Source organism: Pararhodobacter marinus (assembly GCF_003122215.1).
In the GTDB taxonomy this organism is placed as follows: domain Bacteria; phylum Pseudomonadota; class Alphaproteobacteria; order Rhodobacterales; family Rhodobacteraceae; genus Pararhodobacter; species Pararhodobacter marinus.
In genome coordinates, this window is sequence record NZ_QEYD01000002.1 from 93,271 (window position 1) to 108,650 (window position 15,380).

Annotated in this window: 16 protein-coding genes; 5 read left to right on the plus strand and 11 right to left on the minus strand. The window is 67.0% G+C overall.

The genetic code is table 11. The features are described from left to right. Window positions 1-45 precede the first annotated feature (45 nt). Entirely contained in the window at window positions 46-591 is a 546-nt protein-coding gene (locus C4N9_RS03085; protein ID WP_109531835.1) for an AAA family ATPase, read from the plus strand. Here C4N9_RS03085 and C4N9_RS03090 read toward each other — a convergent pair. Then, window positions 579-1,844 carry a histidine kinase dimerization/phospho-acceptor domain-containing protein gene (locus tag C4N9_RS03090; RefSeq protein WP_109531836.1) on the minus strand — a complete coding sequence of 422 codons (1,266 nt, stop codon included), beginning with the start codon at window positions 1,842-1,844 and terminating at the stop codon, window positions 579-581. The genes C4N9_RS03085 and C4N9_RS03090 overlap by 13 nt on opposite strands. Beyond that, entirely contained in the window at window positions 1,841-2,494 is a 654-nt protein-coding gene (locus tag C4N9_RS03095; protein ID WP_109531837.1) for a response regulator, read from the minus strand. Before C4N9_RS03095 ends, C4N9_RS03090 begins: the two co-directional genes overlap by 4 nt. Window positions 2,495-2,613: 119 nt before the next feature. Here C4N9_RS03095 and C4N9_RS03100 point away from each other — a divergent pair, with 119 nt between their 5' ends. Continuing rightward, a complete protein-coding gene (locus C4N9_RS03100; RefSeq protein ID WP_109531838.1) occupies window positions 2,614-4,254 on the plus strand; it encodes a phosphoethanolamine transferase in 1,641 nt (546 codons plus the stop codon). Then, window positions 4,251-4,649, plus strand: coding sequence for a diacylglycerol kinase (locus tag C4N9_RS03105; RefSeq protein WP_109531839.1), 399 nt, complete (start codon window positions 4,251-4,253; stop codon window positions 4,647-4,649). Before C4N9_RS03100 ends, C4N9_RS03105 begins: the two co-directional genes overlap by 4 nt. 2 nt (window positions 4,650-4,651) lie before the next feature. On the opposite strand, the gene C4N9_RS03110 is transcribed toward C4N9_RS03105, so the two are convergent. Then, complete coding sequence (locus tag C4N9_RS03110) at window positions 4,652-5,809, minus strand: DUF418 domain-containing protein (protein WP_109531840.1); 1,158 nt, start codon at window positions 5,807-5,809, stop codon at window positions 4,652-4,654. A 70-nt stretch (window positions 5,810-5,879) separates the two neighbouring features. On the opposite strand from C4N9_RS03110, the gene C4N9_RS03115 reads away from it, so the two are divergent. Both C4N9_RS03115 and C4N9_RS03120 read left to right on the plus strand, forming a co-directional pair. Continuing rightward, entirely contained in the window at window positions 5,880-6,467 is a 588-nt protein-coding gene (locus C4N9_RS03115; protein ID WP_109531841.1) for a TetR/AcrR family transcriptional regulator, read from the plus strand. Window positions 6,468-6,688: 221 nt separating this feature from the next. After that, window positions 6,689-7,855 carry a nucleotide sugar dehydrogenase gene (locus C4N9_RS03120; protein ID WP_109531842.1) on the plus strand — a complete coding sequence of 389 codons (1,167 nt, stop codon included), beginning with the start codon at window positions 6,689-6,691 and terminating at the stop codon, window positions 7,853-7,855. A gap of 17 nt (window positions 7,856-7,872) precedes the next feature. Here C4N9_RS03120 and C4N9_RS03125 read toward each other — a convergent pair whose 3' ends face one another. From C4N9_RS03125 to C4N9_RS03160, 8 genes are all read right to left on the minus strand, one after another. Continuing rightward, window positions 7,873-9,156: a TRAP transporter large permease gene (locus tag C4N9_RS03125; protein ID WP_109531843.1), complete on the minus strand. Its 1,284-nt coding sequence runs from the start codon at window positions 9,154-9,156 to the stop codon at window positions 7,873-7,875. After that, complete coding sequence (locus C4N9_RS03130) at window positions 9,153-9,695, minus strand: TRAP transporter small permease (protein ID WP_109531844.1); 543 nt, start codon at window positions 9,693-9,695, stop codon at window positions 9,153-9,155. The genes C4N9_RS03125 and C4N9_RS03130 overlap by 4 nt, the downstream gene beginning before the upstream one ends. A 69-nt stretch (window positions 9,696-9,764) precedes the next feature. Continuing rightward, entirely contained in the window at window positions 9,765-10,745 is a 981-nt protein-coding gene (locus tag C4N9_RS03135) for a TRAP transporter substrate-binding protein (protein WP_210403970.1), read from the minus strand. A 25-nt stretch (window positions 10,746-10,770) separates the two neighbouring features. Next, window positions 10,771-11,397 (minus strand): flavin reductase family protein, encoded by a 627-nt coding sequence (locus C4N9_RS03140; protein WP_109531845.1) that lies wholly within the window; start codon window positions 11,395-11,397, stop codon window positions 10,771-10,773. Beyond that, window positions 11,387-12,355: a carbon-nitrogen hydrolase family protein gene (locus C4N9_RS03145; protein ID WP_109531846.1), complete on the minus strand. Its 969-nt coding sequence runs from the start codon at window positions 12,353-12,355 to the stop codon at window positions 11,387-11,389. The genes C4N9_RS03140 and C4N9_RS03145 overlap by 11 nt, the downstream gene beginning before the upstream one ends. Beyond that, window positions 12,352-13,221: an alpha/beta hydrolase gene (locus C4N9_RS03150; RefSeq protein WP_109531847.1), complete on the minus strand. Its 870-nt coding sequence runs from the start codon at window positions 13,219-13,221 to the stop codon at window positions 12,352-12,354. Before C4N9_RS03150 ends, C4N9_RS03145 begins: the two co-directional genes overlap by 4 nt. A 1-nt stretch (window position 13,222) precedes the next feature. Next, window positions 13,223-14,149, minus strand: a complete 927-nt coding sequence (locus C4N9_RS03155; RefSeq protein WP_109531848.1) for a fumarylacetoacetate hydrolase family protein — start codon at window positions 14,147-14,149, stop codon at window positions 13,223-13,225. Between the two features lie 24 nt (window positions 14,150-14,173). Continuing rightward, complete coding sequence (locus C4N9_RS03160) at window positions 14,174-15,295, minus strand: cupin domain-containing protein (protein WP_109532187.1); 1,122 nt, start codon at window positions 15,293-15,295, stop codon at window positions 14,174-14,176. Between the last annotated feature and the right edge of the window lie 85 nt (window positions 15,296-15,380).

A 15,380-nucleotide genomic window follows, 5' to 3' on the forward strand; every position in this document is an offset into this window, starting at 1 on the left:
CCCTGTCTGCGGCGGGGCTACAGCGTTCCTTTCGGCAGGATCACGATGAACGACCGACTATTCGTCCTTACCGGCGGCCCGGGATCGGGCAAGACAACGCTTTTGTCCGCGCTGGCGCAGCGGGGTCTGGCCACGATGCCCGAAGCCGGACGCGCGATCATTCAGGATCAGACCCGGATCGGCGGGACCGGGTGGCACGGTCAGGACCGGCGGCTCTTCGCCGAGCTCATGCTCGGCTGGGAAATGCGCTCGTGGCATGAAGCCCAGGGGATCCGCGGCCCGGTGGTCTTCGATCGCGGCATTCCCGATGTGATCGGTTATCTGCAGCTCTACGAGGGCGAGGCGCCCCCTCATGTCCACGCCGCGGCCGAGATCTACCGGTATCGCCCGACGGTGTTTCTGGCGCCGCCCTGGCCCGAGATCTTCGGTCAGGATGCGCAGCGCGGGCAGGATTTCGACGAGGCGGTCGCGACGGCAGAGGCCATGGCGCAGGCCTATGCCATGGCGGGCTATGACCTGCTGCCGCTGCCCCTGGACACGGTCGAGGCGCGGGTCGACTTCGTTCTGGAGGTTCTGGATCAGGTCGCGTGATCGGACCGGACGGCCAGTCCCGCAAAATCGAGCGTGACGGTCACGAAGCCCTCTGCGCTTTCAAAGTCCAGCCCGATCCCCATCGCGCGCGACATGGCCTGAACGATGGACAGGCCGAGCCCTTGCCCGTTCGATCCTGCCCCCGCCGAAAAGCGCGAGAACGCCAGCGGCGCGGGGCCTGCGACGGGGTTGCCGATGCTCAGCTTTCCCCGGGGTGTGAGACGGAGCGTCATCGTGCCATCGCCATGTTCGCGCGCGTTTTCCATCAGGTTGCGCAGAAGGATCGCCAGGGCGTCAGGGTCGACGGCAACCGTGAAGGTTTCCAGATCGCCGTCATCGAACAGGATCGACGCGGTGTCACGGGGGGCCATCTCGTCGCGAAGAAGACGAAGAAGGCGCACAAGGTCGGCCGGGCCTTTCCCGATGCCCACCCCGGCCTCCAGCCGCGACAGCTGCAGCAGCCGCTCGACCCGGCGTGTCAGCGCGTCGATCCCCGTGATGGCGGCTTTCGCGTCGGAATCCCCGGACAGGTCCAGCCGCGCGCGGATCGCGGCCAGCGGCGTGCGCAATTCATGCGCGGCATTGGCGATGAAATCCCGCTCTGAGCGGCGCAGGGTGTCGATGCGCGCCAGATAGGCCGAAACAGAGACGGCGAGCGGTCGCAATTCGTCCGGCAAACCGTCGGGGTCGACGGGCGACAGATCGTCGGGACGGCGTGCCGCGACCGACTGGGCAAGCCGCGAAACCGGCGCGGTCGCCCGCGCGGTCAGGCGGCGCAATCCCCAGAGCAGCAGCAGGCCAAGGGGCACGATCAGCACCAGAAGCGCCGAGGCCGCCTCGATCATCTCTTCGTGCCGCCAGGCCTTGCTGTGGGCGATCTCGATCACCGCCTCGTCGGTTTCGCGGCGCAAGATGCGCCATCCCTGGCTGTCGAAGAATCCGTTCCCGGAAAGCGCCGGCCAGGGCGCGAGCGGAGCAGGACCCGCGGCCGGGAAAACCCGCAGCAGCCGCTCGCCATCCGCCGTGCCCACGCCCCAGCTTCGCGGGATCGGCGCTTCGCTGGTGGCGTCGAGCGACAGGATCGTGGTCTCGACCAGCGCCTGCAACTCTTCGTCGAACATCTCCTCAAGTTCGTGGTTCAGCGCAATGAGCGACAGGGCGACCGTGGCCAGCCAGCCGAAAGCCGCCAGAACCAGAGCGCGCCGCGTCAGGCGCCGCGCCAGCGACCAGCGGCGGGCAGGGCGCGACGTCATGGCAGAACGTATCCCAGCCCGCGCCGCGTCTCGATCACGCCCGCCCCCAGTTTCTGGCGCAGGCGCGAGACATAGACTTCGACCGCGTTGCCTTCGATTGCGGCGTCGAAAGCATAGAGCGCCTCTTCAAGCGCGGGTTTTCCCAGCACCCGGCCGCGCGCCCCCAGAAGGGCATCGAACAGCGCCCATTCCCGGGCGGTAAGGCGGATTTCCTCGCCGTCGCGCCAGACCTTGGCGGCGCTTCGGTCGATGTCGAGCGCGCCCAGATGCAGGCGGGTCGCGGGCGCGTTCTGCCCGCGCCGGGCCTGCGCGCGGACCCGGGCCAGCAACTCGCCCAAGTCGAAGGGCTTCACCACATAATCGTCGGCCCCGGCATCGAGACCGGCAATGCGGTCGGTGATCTGGTCGCGCGCCGTGGCGATGATCACCGGCGTGCGGTCGCCCGCGCGGCGCCGCGCCTTCAGCACCTCCAGTCCCGACCGGTCCGGCAGGCCCAGATCCAGCACGACGCAGGCGTAATCCGCCACGGCCATCGCCGCTTCGGCGGTGGCGGCGTCGGGCGCGTGATCGACCGCGTGGCCATCGGCCCGCAGCGCGCGCAGCACGCTTTCGGCGAGATCGGCGGTATCTTCCACGAGCAGGAGGCGCATGGTCGGTCCTTACCGCCGCGCCTGCCCATGCGCGAGAAAAAATTGCACACCCGTCGCGTTCGTAAGTCAGGCGCAAGGTTCGGGCCCGAAAACGCGGGCAATTCACCGGAGCCGAGCCCATGACCGACCAACCCGAACCCCGCCGCCGCCTTCCACGCCCCAGGCTGGGCCATCTTGCCCTCAACCTGCTGGTGACGGCCTATATCATGGGCGTCCTCAATACCGGGGTCTGGACCCGCCTGTTCAGCCAGTTCCCCGACCGGCCTGTGAACGTGGCGCTGTTTGTCCTGGCATTCTCGGCCCTGACCTTGCTGACGCTGGAGCTTCTGGGCCCCTGGCGGTTGCAGAAGCCGGTCGCGGCGTTGCTGATCCTGCTGGCGGCTTCGGCGGCCTATTTCGAGCGGACCTACGGCGTTCTCGTGGACCGCGAGCTTGTCCGCAGCGTGTTCGAGACCACGCCGACCGAAGCCCAGCACCTTGTCACGCCGGGGGCGGTGCTCTGGATTTTCCTGACGGGCGTTCTTCCCGCCGGGCTGGTCTTCTGGCCGCGCGTGTCGCGCGTGGGAGTCTGGCACCAGCTCTGGCGCTGGCCGGTTGCAGTGGCGGCGTCGCTGCTCGTCATGCTGTCGGCGCTGTTCATGGATTACGCCGCTGCCTCGTCGACCCTGCGTGCGCACCGTGAAATCGCCGGGTCCTATCAGCCGGGCGCAACGCTTGCCGCGCTCGTGCGGTACGGCAAGGAGCAATTCGACAGCGGCGAGCGGACCGTGCTGCCGGTCGGGACGGATGCCGTGCCCGGTCCGCAGCTCGAAGCCGCGCCCGCGCCCGTGCTGCTGGTCCTCTTCGTCGGAGAGACGCTGCGGGCCACGAATTTCGGGCTCGACGGCTACGACCGGGACACGACGCCGGGTCTGGCCGCCCGCGAGGTCATCAACCTGCCCGAGGTGCAATCCTGCGGCACCGCGACCGCGGTGTCGCTGCCCTGCATGTTCTCGCCGCTGACGCAGGCCGAGTACAGCCGCGACGGCTTCTTGGGGCGCGAGAACCTGCTGGATGTCGTGGCGCGCGCCGGTTTCGACGTGCGCTGGGTCGACAACAACACGGGCGACCAGCACATCGCCGCGCGTTTCGGCTGGGCGCGGGTCGACGAAACGCTGGACCCCGCCGCCTGCGAGACCGAATGCACCGATGAGGTCTTCTTGCCGCTGATCGAGCAGACCGCCGCGACCATCACGCGCAATACCGTTCTGGTCCTGCACATGATCGGCAATCACGGTCCGGCCTATTCCCTGCGCTACCCCCGCGCGCGGGCTCGGTTCACGCCCGATTGCCAGACCTCGCAATTCGCCGATTGCAGCCGCGAGGAAATCGTCAACGCCTATGACAACGCGGTGCTGGAAACCGATTACGTCCTGTCGCGCGCCATCGACATCCTGCAGGCGTCCGACCGGGTGACGCCCGCGTTGTTCTTCGTGTCCGATCACGGGGAGTCGCTGGGCGAAGGCGGGCTTTACCTTCACGCGGCCCCGATGTTCATGGCCCCCGAGGAACAGACCCATGTCCCGATGCTGTTGTGGCTCGATCCCCGCTACAGCGCGGCCATGATCCTTGACGATGCCTGCCTGCGCGAGCAGGCGCAGGCCCCGACAAGCCATGACATGGTGTTTTCCAGCATCCTGGGCCTTCTCGACATCCGGACCGAGGTGCGCGATCCCGCTCTGGATCTTGCCGCCACCTGCCGCCGCGAGGACCATGCATGACGATCCATGCCGGAGAGCCCCGCAACCCGACCATCGAGCCGCCGCGCGGGGGCGTGCTGCATGTGGTCGATGCCGCCCGTTACTCGGCCGCGGGCTCTCGCCGCCTGTTCAGGGAAACCGCCGCGCGGCTTGAACTGGCGGCCGGGATCGGGATCGCGCTTGCCTATCTGTGGACCGGCGCCGCGCTCTGGCACTGGGTCGTCAGCGCGTTCCTGCTGGCGCTTGTTCTGGCGGCCGAGGCGCTGAACACGGCGATCGAGGTGCTGTGCGACCGGGTTTCCCCGGAATGGTCGCAAGCGGCGAAGGACGCAAAGGACCTGGGATCGCTGGCCGTGGCGCTACTGCTGATGGCCACGGGCGGCTTCGTGCTTCTGGTGCTCTTCGGCCTGATCTGACCTCAGAGCGCATCTCCGGGATGGGCGGCTTGGGGGCGCGGCCTTGTCTTGCCGGCATACGTCACGCGGCGCAGGACGATCTCCAGGGGGCCGCGCCCTGACCGGCGGGCGATCAGGCCGACGGCAAGGATGGCAAGCGCCGCGACCAGCAGGCTGACCGGCACCAGCCCCGCCCATCCGATCCGGTCGAACAGGCCCAGCCCGTAGGCGCCGAAGACGAAACCCGCGACGATGCCCTGCAGAACGTAGACCGAAAGCGAGTTCCGGCCGGCCGCTTGCAAGATCCCCGGCAGCCGCAGCCGGTCGGCCAGGCCCAGCATCAGGTGCAGATAGACCGCCGACAGCATCGGACCGCCCAGCGCGATACCGACGAAACCGGCAAGCGACAGCAACTCCTGCTCGGGCGGGATCAGGCCACCCATGGAGGCCGCGTAGAGCGCATTGATCGGAATCCCCGCCACAGCCAGCCCGGGCACCGCCCGGCGCAACGCCCGCCGACCGGGACTGTCGGGGGAAAAGAAATCCGACTTGCCCGCGGCAAGACCCAGAGCGAAGGCGCCGAAGGCCAGGGGTCCCTGAAACAGCAGCAGGAAACCCAGCGTTTCAGGCCAGTCGTGAAGCCGCGCCCGCGTCGCCTCGATGAAGCCGCCACCCAAACCGGCGCCCTCGACCGGCAGGGTGACCTCCGTCAGCATCACCGACAGGCCCAGCAGGCTTATCGCCGCAAGCGGGATCATCGCCCCGGCCAGCCGCACGAGCGCCCGGGGGCCAAGCCCGAGAAACGGCCAGATCAGAAGCCCGAGCAGCGCGTAGATCAGCAGGATGTCGCCGGTAAAGACCAACACCGCGTGCAGGCAGCCCATCAGCGCCAATGCCCCGAGACGCCGCCCATAGCGGCCCCCGAACGAGGCCCCGCTCCGCCGCGCCGAAGCCTCTTGCACATGAAGGCCCCAGCCGAAAAGGAACGAGAACAACAGGAAGAATTTCGACTGGAACAACGCCTCGACGGCAAAGACGGCCAGGCGGTCGGGCAGGGTCTCGGGCGCCGCCAGGGTCGTCTCGACAGGCAGGGCCAGAAACGGCACATTCACGACGCAGATGCCGACCAGCGCCAGCAGCCGAATCAAATCCACGGCGGTGTTGCGTTCCGGTCCGAGCATCGTTTTTCCCCGATTGAGCACTTGCTCAACGGTTATTGAGCAAGTGCTCAATCGTGTCAAGAGAGGCCCGATGCCCGATCCCGTTCCGCCCGCCACCGACCGACAGAGCCGACTTGTCGAGGCGACGATCGAGCTTTTGCTAGAAGGCGGGTTGCGCGCGGTCACGACACGCGCCGTGACCCAGCGTGCGGGCGTCGGAACGGGGCTGCTGAACCATTACTTCCGCTGGCCCGAATTGCGGGCGCTGGCCTGGGCGCAGATCTTCGAGGCCGTGGCCAGGGACCAGTTCGCGCAGGCGGACGACCCCGAGGCCGCCCTGGAACGGTATTTCGCCACCGCCTTCACGCCCGATGCCCGCCGGTTCTGGCATCTGTGGCTCGAAGCGACGGAGCTTGCCGCCTCGGACGACTTCATGCAGGCGGCCTTCCGCAAGGCCAGCGCGCAGGCGCGGACCGGGCTGGCCGACCTTTTGGCCGCCGGGGCCGCGCAGGGGGTCTGGCGTCTGGCCGACCCGCAGGCCACGGCGCTCAGGCTGGGGGCGCTTTACGACGGGCTGGCCGGGCTGTTGCTGTCGCCCGCGCAGATCCTGGATGCGGATCAGGCCGAAGCGCATCTGCGCAAGGCCTTCGCGCTGGAATGCGAGGCCCCGACTGGTTGAGCTGTCTGGTTGAGCCACGCGCCGGGACAGCCGCTGTCCGAAGCGCCGCGCAGGGCAGGGGACAGCCCAAGGCCCGGGAAAAGACCCGTGCCCATTTTCGCCTTTCGCTGCCATGCGCAGCCGGTACTATGCGACCGGTATCGTCTGGCGCCCGGATTTGCCAAAGGCCCGGCTCTCAGGCGCCGTTCCGGGGCAACCCGTCTGCATGTAAGGTCGCGTGAATGAGAATTTCGGTTGTGGGTCTGGGATATGTGGGATTGGCCAACGCCATCATGCTGGCGCAGAACCACGCGGTGCAGGCGCTCGACATCTCGGCCGAGCGTGTGGCGCAGGTCAATGCGCGCCGCTCGCCCATTCGCGACGACCTGTGCACCGCTTATCTGGAAACCCGACCGCTGAGCCTTGCGGCAACGACCGACCCCGCCACCGCGCTTTCGGGTGCCGAGATCGTCTTCATCGCGACACCCACCAATTTCGACGACGAGACCAAGGTCTTCGACACGTCGAGCGTCGAGGCGGTGATCGCGCTGTGCCGAAAGCATGCGCCCGACGCGCAGATCGTCATCAAGTCGACCGTGCCCGTCGGTTTCACCGAAGAGGCGCGGCGCGAAAGCGGTCATGAGGCGATCCTGTTCTCGCCCGAATTCCTGCGTGAAGGGCAGGCGCTGCACGACACGCTGCATCCCACGCGGATCGTCGTGGGCGGCACCGATGCCCGGGCGCACCAGGTGGCGGACCTGCTCAAAGAAGGCGCGGTCGAGCCCGATTGCCCGATCCTGTTCACCGGCTCGACCGAGGCCGAGGCGATCAAGCTTTTCGCCAATACCTATCTTGCGCTGCGGGTGGCCTATTTCAACGAACTCGACAGCTACGCGATGTCGCGCGGGCTCGATACGCGGCAGATCATCGACGGCGTGGGGCTCGATCCGCGGATCGGCAACCACTACAACAACCCGTCCTTCGGTTATGGCGGCTATTGCCTCCCCAAGGATACCAAGCAGTTGCTGGCCAATTACCACAATGTGCCGCAGAACCTGATCGCGGCGGTGGTCGATGCCAACCGCACGCGCAAGGAATTCGTGGCCGATCAGGTGGCGGCGCGCGATCCTAAGACGGTGGGGATCTATCGGCTGGTGATGAAGAACGGCAGCGACAATTTCCGCGAAAGCTCGGTCCTGTCGATCATGGCGCGGCTGCGCGCGCGCGGGATCGAGATCATCATCTACGAGCCCGCGCTGACGGAGAGCGAATTCTCGGGTGCGCGGGTGATCGCGGATTTCGCGGCCTTCAGCGACGAGGCCGATGTCATCATCGCCAACCGCCGCACGCCGGATCTGAAGGGACTGGGCGACAAGGTTTTCAGCCGCGACCTGTTCGGCGTGGATTGAGCGGGCGCGCCGGCGCCTCAGATCCAGAACAACGCCAGCGTCAGCGCCGGGAACGCGGCGATGAGCGCGACCACGACGATGGTCAGCGCGACGAAGGGCGTGATGTCGCGCACGATCTGCATCATCGGCAGGCCCGAAATCGCCGCCGAGATATACAGGCCCAGCCCGACGGGCGGGGTCAGCAGCCCGATGGCGAAGGTCATGCAGACGACAACACCGAAATGCACCGGGTTCACGCCATAGATGCCGGTCGCCACCGGCAGCAGGATTGGCACCAGGATGATCATCGCCGCGATCCCGTCGAGGAAAGCGCCCACCACCAGACAGAAAGCAAAGACCAGCAGCATGAACAGCGTGGGATCGGTGGTCATCATCTGCAGCGCCCCGGCGATGGCCTGCGGGACGTGGTAATAGGTCAGCACCCAGCCGAAGACCTTGGCCGCCGCGATCAGGATCAGCACCAGCGCCGAGCCCTGCGCGGTGCGGCTCAGCATCTGCGGAAAGTCGCGCCATGACAGGTCGCGAAAGATCAGCCCGCCCACAACCAGCGCGATCGCCACCGCCAGAACGGCGGATTCGGTGGGCGTCACGATGCCGAAGGTGATGCCGATCACGATCACCGCCGGGATGCTCAGCGCCGCCAGCGCTTCGAGAAGAACGCGCATCGCGGGCACAGCGGGATCGCGCGCGGCCGCCTGCAAGGCCTTCAGATCCGCGTCGCGCCGGGGGCGGCGCAGGGTAATCAGCAGCGCCAGCCCGGCGAACAGCAGGATGCCGGGCAGGATGCCCGCAAGGAACATGTCCGCCACCGAGACCTGCGCGATCACGCCGTACAGGATGAACGGCATCGAGGGCGGGATGATCGGCCCCAGAATCCCCGCCGCTGCCGTCAGCGCCACCGAGAAGCCCTTGGGATAGCCGTCGCGCTCCATCTCGCCGACCATGGTCTTGGTCATGATCGCGATCTGCGCGGTGGCCGAGCCGACGATCGAGGCCAGCATCAGGTTCGCGGTCAGGCAGACATAGGCCAGCGCGTTGGGGATGCGGCCCAAGGCGAGGCGCGCGGCGTCGATCAGTTTCCGGGTGATGCTGCCCGCGTTCATGATCTCGCCCAGCAGGATGAAGAGCGGGATCGCCAGCAGGTCGAACACCTCGAGCCCCGAGAACATGACGCCCGGCAGCACCGCCAGAACGCGGAAATTGCTTTCGAACAGCATGAAGGCGAAGGTCGCACCGATCAGGACGAAGGCGACGGGCATCGCCATGGCGATCAGGATCGCGAAACTCAGGCCGGTTTTCATGACGAGGCTCCCAGATCGGGCGAGGCGGGTTCCGGCTGGCCGTTCAGGAACCGAAGGCCGCCCAGAAAGACATGCGCCAGCGCGTGCAGGCAGACGAGCGCGAAGAAGATCGCCATGATCGCGTAGAAGGGCCGCTTGGGCAGACCCAGCGTCAGGGCAAGATCAAAGGCCGTGCCGGGCGCGTTCAGCCAGGTGATCGTCGCGTCGAGCAGGACCGCGCACATGGCGGCGATCAGCAGGTTCACGACGACCTTCAGCCCCTGTTGCAGGCGAAGCGGCAGCTTGTCGGTCAGGATCGTCAGCGCGACCATGTCACCGCGCGCGATGGCCGCGGCAGCCGCCAGATAGGTCATCCAGATCAGCATGTAGATCGCGGTTTCTTCGGCATAATAGAGCGGCGCCGAGAAGACGTAGCGCAAGGTGACATTCACCAGGAGCAGCAGCGCGAAACCGGCGACCAGAAACTGGCATACCAGCAGCTCGATCCAGGCCAGCGCGCGGTTCACGCGCTCGACCTGCCGTCCCGTTCGCTCCAACATCGCCAAGGCTCGTCTCCATCCGCAAGGCAGGGGAGGGACGGCGCGGGCGGCGCCGTCCCGTCAGGTTCGTCAGCGTCCGGTCTGCGCGCGCAGCGCCTGCAGCAGCGGAAGCTCGCCGAATTCGGCCTCGTAGGCCTCGTTCGCCTGCGCGAAGATCTCGCGCGCATTATCCAGCCGGGTGATGGCGATCTGGTCTTCAAGCGCGGCGAGGTTCGCGGCCTCGGCCTCGACCTGCAAGGCGTTGCCCCACTCGAAGCTCTCTTCGGAAACGCTGGTGATTGCCTCTTGCTGCTCGGGCGTCAGGCCGTTCCACGCGCTGTCCGACATGACCACCACGCCCGGAAAGGCGATGTGGTTGGTCAGGATCAGATGCTCGGCCGCCTGCTGCATCGAGAAGCCGACCAGCGCGTCGAGATCGATATCGACCCCGTCCAGAAGCCCCGAGCTGAGCGCCTGGTACACGTCACCCAAAGCAACGGGTGTCGGCACTGCCCCCGCCGCGCGCCACCATGTCAGGGCCGCCGGGAAGGGCAGGATGCGGATCTTCTGGCTGGCGAGATCTTCAAGCGAGGTAACGTCCCGGTCGGCCATCAGGATGTGGCGCATCCCGGCAAAGATGTAACCCATGCCACGCATCCCCTGCGGCGCGAGAGCGTCGAGCATCTGTTGCGCGGCCTCGGTATCGGCGGCGGCGATCGCCTCGGACACATCGGCAAAGGCAAAGGGATCCTGCCAGGCCGCGAAATCGGGCGCGCGCAGGCTCATCGTGCCGGCGGTCATGATGCCCATTTCCAGCACGCCGGCGGCGATCTGCTGCAGCATCTCGGCCTCGTTGCCCAGCTGCCCGGCGGGGAAGACCGACACGGTGATCTCGCCCCCGGTCGCCTCGGCCACGCCTTCGGCGAAATGGTTGGCGAACTGCGTCCAGACATGCGAGGGCGGCGTCACCATCGCGAAACGCATTTCCTGCGACTGGGCCATGACGGGCGCCGCGCCCAGAGCCAGCAGTCCGGCCGCCGTTACGGCCTTCAGATGCCTCGAAATCATCATGTCGTTCTTCCTTCTCTGTTGGATGTCAGTCTTGCCGGTCGGCGTAGACCGGGCGTTCCAGTTCGAACATCTGCGGCGCATGGGCGTACCAGCCCGCCCCGTGCATCCGGGCGATCAGCCCGAGCGCGGGCGTATCGACATGGCCCCGTTCGGGATTGAGCAGGCAGGCATCGGCGATATGGATCGCCTTCACCTCGCCGATGATCAGATGCTGCGCGGGGCCGGTATCGACGACCTGCTGCAACACGCATTCGATGGACACAGGCGCCGGCGCGATGCGCGGGGCCGCGACATGCACGCCGGGCAGGGTTTCCAGCCCGGCCAGTTCCACCTCGCTCACCTCTGCGGGCGCGTCGATGCAGGTCAGGTTCATCGCCTCGGCCAGATCGCGGCTGACAAGGTTGACCACGAAATCCCGGGTTTCCCGGATATTGCGCGCGGTGTCCTTGGGCGCGCCGTCGGGCTTGCCCATGATCCCCAGCGCCACGACCGGCGGGGCATCCCCCATCACGTTGAAGAAACTGTAGGGCGCGGCGTTGACGATGCCGCCGGACGACACGCTGGTTACCCAGGCGATGGGCCGGGGCGTCACCGTCGCGGTCAGCAGCTTGTATCCCAAGGCGCGGGTATCGGGCGTCAGGTCATAGCGCATCGTCGCGCTCCCCCCAGGACGTCGCCGTCACGGCCTTCTGCGCGGCGGTATTGACCCGCAGGGCGAAGACATCGGGGCGGGCGTAATGGCCCGTGACGTCGAAATCGAACTTCCCGCGCGCCACCTCGGCGGGGTTCACCTGCGCGTACAGCACCGTCTCGCCGTCGAAATCCGGCCCTGCCAGAACCTCGCCCAGGGGCGAGACGATGGCCGATCCGCCGCGCATCATCACCGTCTCGGGCGCGTCGCCGAGGGCGCTTTCATGCGCCTCGGCATAGGCGGCGCGGGTGATGTGCTGGCAGGCGGTCAGCACGTAGCAGCGGCCTTCAAGCGCGATGTGGCGCATCGAGGGAAGCCATGTGTCGCGGTCATCGGCGGTCGGCGCGCAATAGAGCGTGACGCCCTGATCGAACATGTGCATCCGAAGCGCGGGCATATAGTTTTCCCAGCAGATCACCGCGCCCACGACGCCCAGATCGGTCGTCACGGCCTGAAGCGTTGCGCCGTCGCCAAAGCCCCAGATCAGCCGCTCGCCCGCCGTCGGCATCAGCTTGCGATGCTTGCCGACGATCCCCTTGGCGCCGTCGAGATAGAGGGCCGTGCAATACAGCGTCGCGCCGCCGCGTTCGATGATCCCCACCACCGCGACCATCCCGGTTTCCGCGCAGGCGTCGATCAGCGGATCCAGCGCATCGCCCGCCAGATCCACCGAAGCCGCGTAATATTGCGCGAAGGCGTCGCGGCCCTCGGGTTTGCGAACACCGATCGGTGCGCCGAAGCTGGCGCCCTTGGGATAGCCGCCGATCACCGCCTCGGGAAAGACGATGAGCCGCGCGCCTTTGGTGGCCGCTTCGCGCACCGTGTCCGCAACCTTGCGGATGCTCGCCCCGGTATCCGTGGGGACCGAGGCGATCTGCGCCACCGCCACCGTGAAGGGGGCCGTTTCTGTCGCGCTCATGGTTTGATCTCCCTGATCGCTGCGACCATCGCCCGCGTCAGCGCCCCGTCGGGGTCGGCGAGCGTGCCGGTGATGTCGAAATGGTTGTGCCCGGGCATGGCGACTGGCCGCACATCATGCCCCGCCGCGGCGAGCGCGGCTTCGAACCGCGCGGTCTGATCGCGGAAGGCACCGGTCTCCTGCCCGCCGACCGAAAGCACGATCGGGGCCCCCGACGCGGCGGGCAGATGATGGATCGGCGACAGTTCCCGTGCGTCTTCGGCTGTCAGGCCGAGCCATCCGTTCACCTTGGTACGCAAGAGCGGCTCAAGGTCATAAAGCCCGCTCAGGGCCAGTACCGCCCCCAGCCGCCCGGCCTCGAGACCGGCCTCGGTCTGCCAGCCCGTGGGCAGCGTCATCGCCGCCAGATGCCCGCCCGCCGACGAGCCGCCGACATGGATGCGCCGGGTGTCGAGCCCCTGCGCCGCGCCGTTCTGCGCAAGCCAGATTACGGCCTGCCGGACTTGCCGCACGATTTCAGCGAGGGGGGCGTCGGGCGACAGGGAATAATCCATCACCGCCACCGCGACCCCATGCGCCGCCAGCCCCGGTGCGGCAAAGCCGTTATCGGCCTTGTTCCCCGCCCGCCAGTACCCGCCATGGATCCACAGCATGACCGGCCGTCCCGGCGCCGCGCCATAAAGGTCCAGCGCCATCCCCGAGGCCGGATCGAACACCAGATCGCGCAGCACCGGGATATCGCGGCGCGCGGCCTCGCTCAACGCGACGAGCGCGGCGTATTCGTCCTCGAACGAGGCCACCGATCCGCGCGCGTCGTAGTCGCGGTCAAGCTGCGGATCGAGTTCGGGGGCGGGCGGTGGGTTCATCTCAGGACCCCGACGGGGTGCTGTCGACGACGGGATGGCGCAGCGTACCCACGCCTTCGACGCAAGCCACGATCACGTCGCCCGGCCACATCCATTCCTGCGGATCGCGGCCCGCGCCGACGCCCTCGGGCGTGCCGGTGGCGATGATGTCACCGGGTTCGAGCGTGATGCCCCGGCTGATATCGGCGATCAGCTCATCGACCTTGAACAGCATCTTCGCGGTGTTCGACCGCTGCTTTTCGACGCCGTTCACCGTCAGCCACAGATCCAGCGCATGCGGATCGGGAATTTCGTCGGCGGTGACGATGCACGGCCCGAAGGGCGCATAGCTGTCCATGCCCTTGGAGAAGATCCACTGCCCGGCGCGACGGTTGTCACGCGCCGAAACGTCGATCATCACCGAATAGCCGAAGACATGCTGCAGCGCCTCGGCCCGGCTGACGCGCTTGGCACGGGTGCCGATGATCGCGGCCAGCTCGACCTCCCAGTCCAGCTGCTTGGTCATGCTGCTGTCGTGCAGGATCGGCTCGCCCGGGCCGATCACGCTGGTCGGAGGCTTGGAAAACACCACCGGTTCGCGCGGCAGGTCGGGATTGGTGTCGAGCGTCTTGGCGCTTTCCGCGACATGCTCGGTATAGTTCAGGCCGATGCCGAACACGTTCTTGCGCGGGCGCGGGATCGGCGCCAGCAGGGTGACATTGGCCAGCGCGGTGGCCGTGCCGGCGGGCAGGGCGTCGCCCACGCGGTCCATCAGCCTGCGCAGCGCGTTCAGCCCTGCCTGCCCGGCATCGATCAGCCCCAGCATCGTGTCGGGCAGGCTTTCCCCCTGCGAGGCTGCCAGCGCCGCCACGTCGACAACCTGATCCCCATGGCACAGACCCAACCGTGCCGCGGCTTCGACGCCGCTGCGATACGTTACCAGTTTCATTGTGTTTTCCTTGAAGTAAGCGCGTCAGAGGACGGGCTGATGGCCGTCATTCTCGCCGAAAGCCTGTTCGCGATAGAGGCCCATGGCCCGCATGACCGGCAGGTCGCTCAGGCAGAACAGCACCGCATCGTCGCGGTCCGAGGCATTGGCATGTTCGTGCCAGGCCCAAGACGGGACGCAGAAGATGTCGTGCTCGTTCCAGTCGAACCGCTTGCCGTTGATGATCGAATGCCCGCTGCCCTTGGCGACGTGGTACAGATAGCTGCCGGTGTGGCGGTGGGCCTTGGTCCGCTCGCCTGGACGCAGCATCTGCATGCTGGCACCCAGCGTCTTCATCACCGGCCCGTTGGTGACCGGGTTGACGTAATCCATCAGGATCCCGTCGAAGGGCGATCCGTCCGAGCAGCCGGCGAGCTTCGACAAGGCCTCGTAGGTCGGCGCCCATTCATATTTGAACATCGGGCTGTAGCCCTTGGTCCAGTCGCCGCCGCGCGGTGTCAGGCCCGGATTGCCCCAGGTCTTCGTCATGTCGTCGACCGGATAGGCGACGGCCTGCGTCAGATCGGGGTGAACTTCGTAGAAATTCGCCTCCATCGCGTTGACGAAGGGGATATCCAGCCCGTCCTGCCAGATGCAGGGCGAGCCGTCCGCCGACACTGCATGCTCGTGCCAGGTGCCGTTCGGCGTCAGCACGAAATCGTTGTGGCCCAACGTCATCTTGTGACCATCGACCACGGTATAGGCGCCCGTGCCCTCCATGATGAAGCGGATCGCGCTGGCGGAATGACGGTGCGCGCTGGCCTGCTCGCCGGGATGCATCACCTGCAGGCCCGCATAGATCCAGCCCACCGCCGCCGCGACATCGGTGCGGCCCGGGTTGTTCAGATAGATCACCCGCCGCCCGGCCTTTTCCGGCGTGACCAGATCGACCGACCGCAGCACGTGATCGCGCAGATCCTTGTAGCGCCACAGGACCGGCTGCGAGCTGCTTTGCGGCTCCCACGGTTCGATCTTGTTGGCCACGGTCCAGAGCGCGCCCGCATCAAAGCTTTCAAGCTCGTCGTAATAGGCCAGCAGCTCGGGCGTGTCCTCGACATTGGCGCGTCCCGCCACGTCCTCGCGGTAGCTGTCTCTGGGCTTGCTCATCGCATCCTCCATTCGCGTCTTGAAGCGACCATACGGGCGTCTTTGTAGAAAATCAAAAGATTTTCGAAAATATGTGTTTCTTGCT

Excerpts from the sequence above, each read along its gene's own strand:
- C4N9_RS03085 (WP_109531835.1), top strand. The coding sequence starts at position 46 with ATGAACGACCGACTATTCGTCCTTACCGGCGGCCCGGGATCGGGCAAG.
- C4N9_RS03090 (WP_109531836.1), bottom strand. The coding sequence starts at position 1,844 with ATGACGTCGCGCCCTGCCCGCCGCTGGTCGCTGGCGCGGCGCCTGACG.
- C4N9_RS03095 (WP_109531837.1), bottom strand. The coding sequence starts at position 2,494 with ATGCGCCTCCTGCTCGTGGAAGATACCGCCGATCTCGCCGAAAGCGTG.
- C4N9_RS03100 (WP_109531838.1), top strand. The coding sequence starts at position 2,614 with ATGACCGACCAACCCGAACCCCGCCGCCGCCTTCCACGCCCCAGGCTG.
- C4N9_RS03105 (WP_109531839.1), top strand. The coding sequence starts at position 4,251 with ATGACGATCCATGCCGGAGAGCCCCGCAACCCGACCATCGAGCCGCCG.
- C4N9_RS03110 (WP_109531840.1), bottom strand. The coding sequence starts at position 5,809 with ATGCTCGGACCGGAACGCAACACCGCCGTGGATTTGATTCGGCTGCTG.
- C4N9_RS03115 (WP_109531841.1), top strand. The coding sequence starts at position 5,880 with ATGCCCGATCCCGTTCCGCCCGCCACCGACCGACAGAGCCGACTTGTC.
- C4N9_RS03120 (WP_109531842.1), top strand. The coding sequence starts at position 6,689 with ATGAGAATTTCGGTTGTGGGTCTGGGATATGTGGGATTGGCCAACGCC.
- C4N9_RS03125 (WP_109531843.1), bottom strand. The coding sequence starts at position 9,156 with ATGAAAACCGGCCTGAGTTTCGCGATCCTGATCGCCATGGCGATGCCC.
- C4N9_RS03130 (WP_109531844.1), bottom strand. The coding sequence starts at position 9,695 with ATGTTGGAGCGAACGGGACGGCAGGTCGAGCGCGTGAACCGCGCGCTG.
- C4N9_RS03135 (WP_210403970.1), bottom strand. The coding sequence starts at position 10,745 with ATGATGATTTCGAGGCATCTGAAGGCCGTAACGGCGGCCGGACTGCTG.
- C4N9_RS03140 (WP_109531845.1), bottom strand. The coding sequence starts at position 11,397 with ATGCGCTATGACCTGACGCCCGATACCCGCGCCTTGGGATACAAGCTG.
- C4N9_RS03145 (WP_109531846.1), bottom strand. The coding sequence starts at position 12,355 with ATGAGCGCGACAGAAACGGCCCCCTTCACGGTGGCGGTGGCGCAGATC.
- C4N9_RS03150 (WP_109531847.1), bottom strand. The coding sequence starts at position 13,221 with ATGAACCCACCGCCCGCCCCCGAACTCGATCCGCAGCTTGACCGCGAC.
- C4N9_RS03155 (WP_109531848.1), bottom strand. The coding sequence starts at position 14,149 with ATGAAACTGGTAACGTATCGCAGCGGCGTCGAAGCCGCGGCACGGTTG.
- C4N9_RS03160 (WP_109532187.1), bottom strand. The coding sequence starts at position 15,295 with ATGAGCAAGCCCAGAGACAGCTACCGCGAGGACGTGGCGGGACGCGCC.